Below are 12,138 nucleotides of genomic sequence, written 5' to 3'. Positions count from 1 at the left end.
ATTTTTATCAAAAGAGTAAAAAATGAAAATTAATTTTAATGATTTAAATCTAAGAAATTGGAATGACGCTTATAAAGATTATCAAAAAGCAAAAACACTAGAAGAAGAGAATAAATACTTAAAAGAATTAAGTAATATCGCTTTATTTAAAGGTAAAAATGATAGTCAAGAAAACAATAATATAAGTAACAATAATGCATCGACAAATATTAGTGATATTTCTATATTTTATGTTTATATGCGAGATTTTGGTTATGCTAGGCTTCATCCTGAAATGTTTATTTCTAAGCTTTTTCAAAACGATGATGAGGCAAAGGATATTAAGGCATTTTTAAAAGAAAATGCCTTAAACAACGATTGTACTGCTAATTATGATTATGAGATTAAAGAGCTTTTTGCAAGTGATATTAGCGTGAATGAATTTAAGCAAAAATACTTAAAGCGTATAAACGAACTTAAGCAAGAAAATCTAAAAGATAATATAGAAGAAACTAGCGAAGAGCTTAAAAAAGATGAGTTTAAACCCATAGAAGTGAAAAGTGATAATATTCGTGAAAGTATGGAAGATATTTTAAGCAAACTTGATATTCAAAATATCAAAGATGAAAGAGATTTATTAGCTATATTTTTAGCCTATAAAAATGGCGAGAATTTATATGATAAAAGAGTTTAGATTAAAAGAATTTAAAATCGTAAAATTAGCATAATTTTAAAACTAATCACAAATTATTATATGTATTTAATAAGCTAAGGAATTTAATAAAATTAAGGTTTAAAAATTTAAACCCTAATTGTATTTTCAAAATTTTTTAAAATATAATTGTTTTATTACCTGCAATAAATACTTTATCATCAAACACTTTTTCAAGGGCATTTCTTAGCACTAGAGTTTCTATTTTTTTACCTGCTTTTCTTAAATCTTTTGAATTATAAGTGTGATTTACTCTAACTATGTCTTGAAAAATAATAGGCCCTTCATCTAAATTATCCGTTACAAAATGCGCACTTGCTCCTATGATTTTAACCCCACGCTCATAAGCTTGTAGATATGGATTTGCACCGATAAATGCAGGTAAAAAAGAATGATGAATATTGATTATTTTATCTTTAAAAGTATTTACAAAATTTGGGCTTAAAATCCGCATATATTTTGCTAATACTATATAATCAACATTGTATTTTTTAATCTCTTGAATTATATCTTGCTCGTAAAGTTCTTTATCTTTGTTAGTATCAATTAGGCTAAAATCTATATCAAATCTTTTCACAAAATCACTTAAATCGTGATTTGCCATAACTTTTAAGATATTAGCATTTAGTTCATCTTCATAGTTTGCAAGTAGCAAATCACCTAAACAATGAAGCTCTTTTGATGCTAGGATTATTATATTTTTCTTTCTTTTTGGGCTAAATGTGATTTGTGCGTCTTTTAAAATCTGTTTTAAATTATTTACAAACTCATCTTTTACACTCTCACTTGAGCTTAAAATCGCTAGAAAATAAAAAGAATTTGTATCGCTATTTACAAATTCATTATTGCTTTCTATATTAAATCCTGCCTTATAAATCTCATTTGAGATAATAGCCACAAGCCCTTTTTTATCAGGGCAAGTGATTTTTAAGATATATTCATTCATAATTTATCCTATGTTATTTAATTCAGCTTTTATTTCATTTAATTCATTTTCAGCTTTTTGCATAGCAATTTTGTTTTGTTCTACAACTTGTGCTGGTGCGTTAGCTACGAATTTTTCATTGCTTAGCATTTTGTTTAGCTTTTCGTATTCTGCTAGAACTTTTTTATATCTATTTTCTAACTTAGCTTTCATTTCATCAAGTGCTTTGCTATCTACAAAAATAGCGGTTTTTAGGTTCGTGCTAACATTTACGCTAAAGCTTTCTTTAGGATTTTCATCTTGGCTTAATTCTCCTACTTTAGCTAATTTTGCTATTAGTTTTAGATAATATTCATCAAATTTATGTTCGCTTATAATTTGTGCCGGAGCGTTTTTATCAGTAATATTTGCTGTTTTTTTGATACTTCTTAGGCTATTAATCGCTTCTTTGCAAAGCTCGTAGTTTTTGATAATTTGCTCTTCAGTGGTTGAAATCTCATTTATTTTAGGATACTTTTCTACCATAATTGAGCCGTTTTCAAAAATACTTGTGCTGCCTAATTTATGATATAAATAATCACTAATAAATGGCATAAATGGACTAAGCAATTTCATAGCATTTAAAAATACGCTCGCAAGCTCATCTATACTACTCTCATCAGCCTTGCTAAACTCAATTCCATAATCACAAAACTCATCCCATAAAAACTTATAAATATTCATAGCAGCATCATTAAATCTATATTCATCTAAGTTTTTGCGAGTTTCATTTACGCATTTTTGAAATTCTGCGTTTATATAAATACCTAGTGTTGTTTTATAGCTACCTAGTATTTTATAATCCTTACCTTTAAGTAGTAAGAAATTTACCGCATTATAAAGCTTATTTGTGAAGTTACGAACTAAAATCATTCTATCTTCACTCATTCTAATATCTCTTCCTTGAACGGCTAAAAGTGCTAAAGTAAAGCGTAAAATGTCAGCACTATATTTATCAATGCTATCAAGTGGGTCAATTACATTGCCTTTACTCTTACTCATTTTTTGTCCGTTTTCATCTTTTACAAGTGCGTGAAGATAAATGTCTTTAAATGGGATTTCGCCTAGCTCATTTTCACTTTGAAATAGCATTCTACATACCCAGAAAAATAATATATCAAAGCCTGTAATTAAAAGCGAATTTGGATAAAAGTCTTTTATATCATTTTCATTCCATAAAGTGCCTTTACCAAAATCGCCATTGTTATAACCTAGAGTTGAAAATGCCCAAAGTCCCGAGCTAAACCAAGTATCAAGCACATCTTTATCTTGAGTGATACTATCGCAGCCACATTTTTCACATTTTTCTACCTTTCTCTCACTTACATGAATATGTTCGCACTCATCACAATAATAAACAGGAATTTGATGTCCCCACCAAAGTTGTCTGCTGATACACCAAGGGCGTAATTCTCTTAACCAAGCATTAAAGCTATTTATCCAATGAGCTGGATAAAACTTAGCATCACCATTATTTACTTTTTCTATAACTTTTGTTGCGATATCAGTTTTTACAAACCATTGTTTAGAAATATACGGCTCAACGATATTTTTACAACGATAACAATGTCCAACTTGATTTACATAATCTTCAATTTTTTCAATAAAGCCTAATTCGTTTAGTTTATCAACTACTATTTTTCTAGCCTCAAGTCTTTCAAGTCCTTTAAACTCAGCACAATGCTCGTTTAAAATTCCATTTTCATCAAAAATAGTTAAAAACTCTAAATTATGTCTAAGTCCTACTTCATAGTCATTATTATCGTGAGCTGGTGTTACTTTTACAATTCCTGTTCCAAAGCTCATATCAACATGGCTATCAGCTATGATTTTTATTTTACGATTTATAATAGGCAGCGTAACTTCTTTACCAACTAAGTGCTTATATCTTTCATCATTAGGATTTATCATTACGGCAGTATCGCCAAAATAAGTCTCAGGTCTAGTAGTTGCAACTACTAAATAATCCTTATCATTTAAAAAATATCTTATATGATAAAGTTTGCCTTTATTTTCTTCATATTCAACCTCAATATCACTTAATGCTCCATCTTTTGTGCACCAGTTTATCATTCTGTTATTTTGCTCTATTAAGCCTTTATTATAAAGGTCCACAAAAGCTTTTTTAACAGCATTTTGAAGCCCTTCATCCATAGTAAAACGAAGTCTTGAAAAGGCAGGAGTAATGCCTAGTGCTTGCATTTGCTTAACTATAGCTCCACCGCTTTGCTCTTTCCATTCCCATACTTTTTCTATGAATTTTTCACGCCCTAACTCTTCTTTTTTAATCCCTTTTGCTAAAAGTTGCTTTTCAACTACATTTTGAGTAGCAATGCCTGCGTGGTCTAAGCCTGGTTGATAAAGTACCTTAAAGCCATCCATTCTTTTATATCTTGTAATAATGTCTTGCAAGGTAAAAGTAAGTGCGTGTCCTATATGTAAAACACCTGTAACATTTGGCGGTGGCATCATAATTGCAAAGTTTTTGCCATTTTCTTGAATGTTTTTATTTCCATCTATTTCAAAATAGCCTTTTTGTTTACAAAATTCATAGTAGTCTTTTTCAATTTCTTTTGGATTGTAAAAATCGCTCATAAATAATCCTTAAATTAGTGTTTTTTGCCATTTTATTAATTTTTGCTTATTTTTAGGTTATTTTGCTAGACTTTTTGGCTTTTAATTTAATTTGTGGAGATGTTTTGAATAGATTAAATGATGAACAATTTGCAGCGGTTAATACTAGTTTAGGTAGTAATTTAATAATAGCAAGTGCAGGAACAGGAAAGACAAGCACAATAGTTGCAAGGATAGAAAAATTATTAAATGATGGTGCTAAAGCAAATAGCATTATGCTACTTACATTTACAAACAAAGCCGCTCGTGAAATGATAGCAAGACTTGAAAAAAAACTCGGCTCAAGCAAGATAAAAGGTATTGTAAGTGGGACATTTCACGCAATTAGTCTTGAATATCTTAAAAAGCATAAAAATATTCAGCTTAAGCGAAATAGTGAATTAAGAGCCTTGTTAAAAAGTATTTACGAAAAATATTCTCCTAATAAAGATGATTTGTTTGATTATTCATATTTAGCCGATATTTATTCAAGGTTTAATAATACTAATTTAGTTGATGATTTTCGTGGATATTTAAAGGCTAATTATGAAGAGCAGGGCGATAATATTAATTTTTATTGCAAAGTTTTAAGCGAATACGAAGAACAAAAAAAAGCTCATAATTATTATGATTTTGATGATTTATTGCTAAATGCTAAGGATTTTTTCACAAATGATTATAAAAATGAGCCTTTTTATGAAGTTTTAGTAGATGAATATCAAGATACAAATAATCTTCAAAGTGCGATTTTAGACGCAATCCCTAAAAAATCTCTTTTTTGTGTAGGAGATTATGATCAAAGCATTTATGCTTTTAATGGGGCAAATATAGAAATAATTGGAAGTTTTAAAGATAGATATAAAAATGCTAAAATTTATTCACTCAATAAAAATTATAGAAGTGTTAGCAATATTTTAGAATTTGCAAATAGGGTTATTACAAAAAACGAAAGGCTATATCCAAAAGAGCTAATCGTAACTAGAAAAGAAGCTACAAAACCTATTAAATTACATAGTTTTAATCTAGCCAATGAACAATATGAATTCATTGCCAATGATATTTTAAGCAAACTTGAAGCAAATAATAGAGCTGATATTGCAGTGATTTATCGCAATAATTCAAGTGGTGATTTAATGGAAAGAAGCCTAAAGCAAAAGGGCATTAAAATAGCTAGAAAAGGTGGCAGTAGTTTTTATGAATTAAAAGAAATAAATACTCTTATAAATCTAGCTAATTTAACTAATAAAAATAGTGATATTTTAAGCTTTTTAGGGATTTTATTAGAGAGTAAAGGTGTTGGAAATGCTAAGGTAAATATTATTTATAAAGCATTTTTAGAATTAGGAAATGGCTCTTTATTAGAAGGTATTTTAAGACCTATTAAAAAAGATAATTACGATTTTTTAGCTAAAAGTGATGAAGCTTTTGGTCTGTTTGCAAGTACTCAAAATCAAGCTAAGCAAAGTGAGTTTAGCTTTTTAGCAACCGAGTTTAAAAATAATCCTGTTTTATTGTTAAAAGAATTAAAATTTGATAATGTAACCTTTCTTGAAGAACTTTATAAATTCTTAAAAGAAAATGAAAATATTGATAATCCTAGCGTTTTATTAAACAATGCTTATTCATCTAAGATTTTTAGCTTGATTATCAATAATCTTGCAGCTAAGCGTTCTTTTAAAGGTGCAAAAATAGTAAATGAGATAAAAGAGCAAAAGCTAGAAAATATTAAAAATAATTGTAAATATATTTTAGACGATGCGAAAAACTATAATACTTTTAAAGAATTTTATGAAAAAACTATTTTAAATATTGATTATGAAAATACTAAAGGAGTTCAGCTTTTAACCGTTCATGCTAGTAAAGGTTTGGAATTTGAAATTGTTTATTTGATTGACTTAGCGCAAGGTAGGTTTCCAAATCTAAAGCTTAGCAAAAGTGCTGGGGGTATTGATGAAGAGCGAAGATTATTTTATGTAGCACTTACAAGGGCAAAAGATGAACTTATTATGAGCTGGGCTAAAAGGCAAAAAGAAGATGATAAAACAGACGCAATACGCTCAATTTTTATTGATGAAGGTAAGAAAAATTAAAAGAATTTAAATCTTATTTTAAATTCTTTATTTTTTTAGCATAATTTTTAATTCTTATAGAATTAAGTATCACACAAATTGAGCTAAGCGACATAAAAATGCTAGCAATTAATGGATTTATAAGCCCCATAAAAGCTAGTGGAATGCTAATTATATTGTATAAAAAGCTTAATGCTAGGTTTGTTTTTATTAGTCTATAAGTTCTTTTTGCTAATAAATGAGAGTTTTTAATGCCTATTAATTTATTATCAAGCATAATTATATCACTTGAATTAAGGGCTAAATTAGTAGCGTTTTTAAAGCTAATTGATACTAATGCTAATTTTAAAGCTAGTGCGTCATTTATGCCATCACCTACCATTAAGACTTTATTATTTTTACTAAGATTTTGAATTATTTTAAGCTTATCTTCGGGCAAGCATTCACTATATAAATCATCAATTTGTAGTTCTTTTGCTATTTTTTCGCAAGGCTTTTGCTTATCTCCTGATAGCATTATTACTTTTATATTTTGCTTTTTAAAATAATTTATTAGCTCTAAAGCATCATCATTTAATTGATTAGAAAATACAAAATGCTCTAAAATCTCATCATTTTTAGCAAAAAACATTTCAGTTTCGTTTTTAGAATTTGCATTAATATTATGATTATTTAATAATTTTGCAGAGCCTAGATAGTATTTATCATTTTCAAATTCTGCAATCACTCCTAAGCCGCTTAATTGCGTGAGTTTAAAGTCTTTTAAACTAGGCTTAGTATCTTTTATATATTCATTTAGCGAACTTGCTATGAAGTGATTATTTTTATCTAAAATTGCTTTTAAAATGCTTTTTTCATAATCATTTAGATTTATTTGGCTTAATAATTCTAATTTTGATTTTGTTAAAACCCCAGTTTTGTCAAATACAGCTATGTCAATTTTGCTAAGATTTTCAATATAATTTGAGTTTTTAAATAATACTTTAAGCTTTAAAGCTTCGTGTAAGCATAAAAGATTTCCAACAGGAGCGCTAAGTGCAAGAGCGCAAGGACAAGCAATAATTAATAAACTAACGCTTCTAATAATTGCTTCTTGAATATCGCTCATATTATATAAAAAGCACAAAAACGCAATGCTAAAAATCGCATAACAAAAATAAACACCAATTTTATCAGTTAGTTTTTCTAGGTTTGATTTTTTAGTTTTATTTAGTAATTTTGCAAGTTTATTAATATAGCTATCTTGAAAAGTGCAATTTGCTATGTAATCAAAACTAGCACATTCAACCACGCTAGCGCTTTTTATAAAATCTCCTTGCTTAATATCAACTAATTCACTCTCGCCTGTAATAGCACTTAGATTTAATCTAGCTTGTAAGCTTTTACAAGTGCCATCTATTAAGATTTTATCCCCTAAAAATACTCTAATTACATCATCTTTTTTTATTTTAGTAACGCTTATTTTTTCTATTTTGTCATTTTTAACAATATTTACACTAGCGTTTAATAAATCACTTAAAAAATCAATATTTTCTAAAGCTTGTTTATATGATAATTGTTCTAAAAATCTACCTATAAAAACAAAGCAAATTATCATAGCTACGCTATCAAAATACACATAAGAAAGTCTTGTAAACATAGCATAAATACTATAAATATAAACTAAACTAGCCCCAAATGTAACTAGACAATCCATATTTAAAATCTTATTTTTTAAAGCAGAAATTGCGCTCTTAAACATAGATGAAGCACTATAAAAAAGCACAGGAGTGCATAAAACAAATTCTGCAAAATTAATAATATCTTGAACGCTTTGCTCCATACTAGAAAAATACCCAGCATATCTTGCGATACTAAGCCACATAATATTCATAACACAAGCAATTGCTACAATTAGTTTTGAATAAAACTCAATATGAGTTCTTTTAGCTTTCATTGTTGTATTTGGATTGTAAGCTAGTGGGATATAGCCTAGAGATATTATTATATTTAATATATCTTTTGCTTTAGTTTTATTAGGATTATATTCTATACTTGCTCTTTTTGTTTGATAATTTATATTAATTTCTAATACGCCTTCATTTTTAAGCAGCATTTTTTCAATAAGCCATACACAAGCTGCGCAATGTAAATTGTCTATTAAAATTAAAATTTTTTCATAATTATTTTCTTTTTCTATGCAAAAAGAGTTCTCATCATAAGAAATTTGCTCATTAATTTTAGATAAATTTGAAGCATTTTTATAAAAATCTTCTAAATTATTTTCGTTTATGAGATTAAAAACATTTTTACAACCATTACAGCAAAATGCGTTATTGCCTTGAAAAATCATACTATTTTTATCAAAATCTATTTTACAATGAGAGCACTTCAAGATAATTTCCTTTAATTTTATTGACAATTTTATTTTTAATTTATAAAATAATTTTTAATACTTCGTTTTTTACAAATAAGGAAATCAATGGATAAAGATATACAAACAGAACAAAAGCAAGATAAAAAAAATCAAAAAAAGCATATTCCAGTAGATGGATATAAAATAGAAGAATTAAAACTACTAACTCTTGAAAAACTAATAGAAATCGCAAACGAAGCTGGTGTTGAAAATCCGATGGAATTTAGAAGACAAGAGCTTATGTTTGAAATATTAAAAGCTCAAACAAAAAAAGGTGGTTTTATACTCTTTACAGGTATTTTAGAGATTAACCAAGAAGGTTACGGCTTTTTAAGAGCTATGGATGCGAATTTAAGTGATAGTGCAAACGATGCTTATGTTAGTAATTCACAGATTAAAAAATTTGCTTTAAGAGTGGGTGATATCGTAACAGGTCAAGTAAGAGAGCCAAGAGAACAAGAAAAATATTATGCACTTTTGAAAATTGAAGCGATTAATTATTTGCCTTTAGCAGAAGCTAAAAAAAGAGCTTTATTTGATAACTTAACTCCAATTTTTCCAACAGAAAAATTACAACTTGAATACGACCCTTTAAAGCTAACGGGTAGGGTGCTTGATTTATTCACACCTATTGGAAAAGGTCAGCGTGGATTAATAGTAGCACCACCTAGAACAGGAAAAACTGAATTAATGAAAGAATTAGCAACTGCAATTGCTAAAAATCATCCTGAAAGCCAACTAATAGTGCTTTTAATTGATGAGCGACCTGAAGAAGTAACTGATATGCAAAGATGTGTAAAAGGTGAAGTTTTTAGCTCTACATTTGATCAACCTGCATTAAATCATGTGCGTGTGGCTGAACTTGTGATTGAAAAAGCTAAGCGTTTAGTAGAAATGGGTAAAGATGTAATAATCTTACTTGATAGCATCACAAGACTTGCTCGTGCTTATAATACTGCAACTCCTAGTAGTGGTAAGGTTTTAAGTGGTGGTGTTGATGCAAATGCACTTCATAAGCCAAAAAGATTTTTTGGAGCTGCTAGAAATATTGAGCATGGTGGAAGCTTAACAATAGTTGCAACTGCTTTAATTGATACGGGTTCAAGAATGGATGATGTGATTTTTGAAGAATTTAAAGGAACAGGAAATAGCGAAATCGTTCTTGATAGAAATATTTCAGATAGAAGAATATATCCAGCTATAAATATTACAAAGAGTGGAACGAGAAAAGAAGAATTATTGCAAGGGCCAATTAATTTACCTAAGATTTGGGCAATTCGTTCAGCTATGAATTCTATGGAAGATGTAGAAGCGCTTAAATTTTTATATGCAAAAATGCTAAAAACTCAAAATAATGAAGAATTATTGTCAGGATTAAATGAATAATATGCAAAATTTATCACTTAAATATCGTCCAAAAAATTACGATGATTTAGTAGGGCAAAGTGCTGTTAGTAAGAGTTTAAAATATGCACTAGATAGTAAAAATATAGCTAATGCTTATCTTTTTTCTGGTCTTCGCGGGAGTGGAAAAACTAGCTCTGCTAGGATATTAGCAAAAGCACTAAATTGTGAGCGTGGGATTAGCTCAAAACCTTGTGGAATGTGTGCTAGTTGCGTTAGTAATGATGGAATAGATATTTATGAGCTTGATGCGGCCAGTAATCGTGGTATTGATAGTATTCAAGATTTAATAGAAAATACAAAATATGCACCACTTCATTCAAGATTTAAGATTTTTATAATTGATGAAGTACATATGCTTACTCGTGAAGCCTTCAATGCGCTTTTAAAAACACTTGAAGAACCACCTAGTCATGTTAAATTTATTTTAGCAACAACCGATGTGCATAAATTACCAGCTACTATTTTGAGTAGGGTTTTACATTTTAGATTTAAAAAAATTCCTTTACAAGATATTGTAAGTAGAATGGAATTTATATTAGCAAATGAGCAAATTCCTTATGAAAAAGAAGCTTTAACTCTTATTGCTAGAAGCGGTGGCGGGTCTTTAAGAGATAGTCTTACTTTATTAGAGCAAGGCATAATTTATTCTCAAAGAAAACTTAATAAAGAAAGCATAGCTTTAATGCTAGGCTTAATAGAGCCAAATATTATAAAGCAATTTTTTGCTGATGTTTTAAGCTCAAATGATAATGGTATTTTTAGGTTTTTAGAACTTGCTAAATCTTATGAAGCAAGTGTGGTAATTGATGAGATGAGTTCTTTTTTAAAAGATAGTTTTGCTAATAAAAATCCAAATTTTTCTTTAATTTTATACGATAGATTTTTTCATATTTTAGCAAAGGCTAAAAATATGACAAAGATTAGCGATGATGATGAATTTATTTTATACATTTTAGCATTTATGTTAAAAGACGCTACAAAATTAAAAAGCATAGATGAAGATTTAAAAGTAGAAAATATAAATAAAAACGAGCAAGATTACTTAAATTTTGTAACTATGATTGCTAAAAGAGATTATAAATTAGGAGAAATATTTAAAGAATGTGCTTCTTTTGTAAGTTTTGATGGTAGTGAGTTTTGTATTAAAATCAACCCTAAAAATGAAGAAGATAAGCAGTATTTTAAACAATATTACACAAGCGTTGTAAAGAATGTATTTGCTAGTATCTTTAATGATGCAAAATTAGTTTTAATTAGTGATTTAACGAAACAAAATGTAAAAAATGAAGCAATAAAAGAAGAAAGTAATTATCCTAAAATAAATAATACTAATTTTGAAAATAATTCAAGCAAGAATTTAAAACAGGAATTTCAAAATAATTACAATACTTATGAAGAAGAGATTAAATATCCTGAGTATCAAAGCGATGATTTTTTAGATTCTAATATGGCTTTTGAAGATGAAGATAATATTTATGAAATACCAGATGATATTTTAGAGCAATACGAACCTGAACTTCAAAATATTTTATTTGAATCATTAGTAAAAATTAAAATAGAAAATGATACTTTAGAATTACATGTAATGCCGCCTTATAATGAGAAAGAAAAGGCTATTTTAAGAGATAATATTAAAAATGTTTTAGCTAAATGTAGTGCGTTTTTTAAAACTAAAAATGCAAAAATAATCAATGCAGAGCTAGATAAAAAAAAACTTCATTAGAAACTAAACCTAATGAATTTAATAAAGAGCAAGATTTTAATACATCTAGGCATTTAGGTGAATTAGAATTATCTAAATTTGTAATAGAACCAGATTTTCAAAGTAGTATTGATTTAGAAAATAAGGCTAATGAGTTTAATAAAGAGCAAGATTTTAATATATCTAGGCATTTAGGCGAATTAGAATTATCTAAATTTGTAATAGAGCCTGAAAACATTGAAGAAAAAAATATAAATTTAGAAATAGAGCATTTAAAATTAAGTAAAGAACAATTAG

General features: G+C 28.0%; 7 protein-coding genes. 4 read left to right on the top strand and 3 right to left on the bottom strand.

What is annotated here, in order from left to right; all coding sequences use genetic code 11:
• The first annotated feature begins 22 nt into the window (after positions 1–22).
• On the top strand, positions 23–673 hold the full coding sequence (locus tag AVBRAN_RS05110; protein ID WP_239802628.1) for a hypothetical protein: 651 nt from the start codon (positions 23–25) through the stop codon (positions 671–673).
• A 136-nt stretch (positions 674–809) separates the two neighbouring features.
• On the opposite strand, the gene purU is transcribed toward AVBRAN_RS05110, so the two are convergent.
• A complete protein-coding gene (gene purU / locus AVBRAN_RS05105) occupies positions 810–1,637 on the bottom strand; it encodes a formyltetrahydrofolate deformylase (protein ID WP_239802627.1) in 828 nt (275 codons plus the stop codon).
• A gap of 3 nt (positions 1,638–1,640) precedes the next feature.
• Positions 1,641–4,250 (bottom strand): valine--tRNA ligase, encoded by a 2,610-nt coding sequence (locus AVBRAN_RS05100; protein ID WP_239802626.1) that lies wholly within the window; start codon positions 4,248–4,250, stop codon positions 1,641–1,643.
• 104 nt (positions 4,251–4,354) lie between these two features.
• Between AVBRAN_RS05100 and AVBRAN_RS05095 the strand changes: the two genes are divergently transcribed.
• On the top strand, positions 4,355–6,358 hold the full coding sequence (locus AVBRAN_RS05095; RefSeq protein ID WP_239802625.1) for an ATP-dependent helicase: 2,004 nt from the start codon (positions 4,355–4,357) through the stop codon (positions 6,356–6,358).
• Between the two features lie 13 nt (positions 6,359–6,371).
• On the opposite strand, the gene AVBRAN_RS05090 is transcribed toward AVBRAN_RS05095, so the two are convergent.
• The gene (locus AVBRAN_RS05090; protein ID WP_275591978.1) at positions 6,372–8,711 is read right to left on the bottom strand and encodes a heavy metal translocating P-type ATPase; all 2,340 of its coding nucleotides are present in this window, start codon (positions 8,709–8,711) and stop codon (positions 6,372–6,374) included.
• An 87-nt stretch (positions 8,712–8,798) separates the two neighbouring features.
• Here AVBRAN_RS05090 and rho point away from each other — a divergent pair, with 87 nt between their 5' ends.
• Together rho and dnaX are read left to right on the top strand one after the other, a co-directional pair.
• Entirely contained in the window at positions 8,799–10,118 is a 1,320-nt protein-coding gene (rho, locus tag AVBRAN_RS05085; protein ID WP_214118675.1) for a transcription termination factor Rho, read from the top strand.
• The gene (gene dnaX, locus AVBRAN_RS05080; protein ID WP_239802623.1) at positions 10,111–11,862 is read left to right on the top strand and encodes a DNA polymerase III subunit gamma/tau; all 1,752 of its coding nucleotides are present in this window, start codon (positions 10,111–10,113) and stop codon (positions 11,860–11,862) included. The genes rho and dnaX overlap by 8 nt, the downstream gene beginning before the upstream one ends.
• Positions 11,863–12,138: the final 276 nt, after the last annotated feature.

The organism is Campylobacter sp. RM12651, assembly GCF_022369475.1.
In the GTDB taxonomy this organism is placed as follows: domain Bacteria; phylum Campylobacterota; class Campylobacteria; order Campylobacterales; family Campylobacteraceae; genus Campylobacter_E.
The sequence above is the reverse complement of the archived record's forward strand: the minus strand, read 5'-3'. Positions and strand labels throughout refer to the sequence as shown.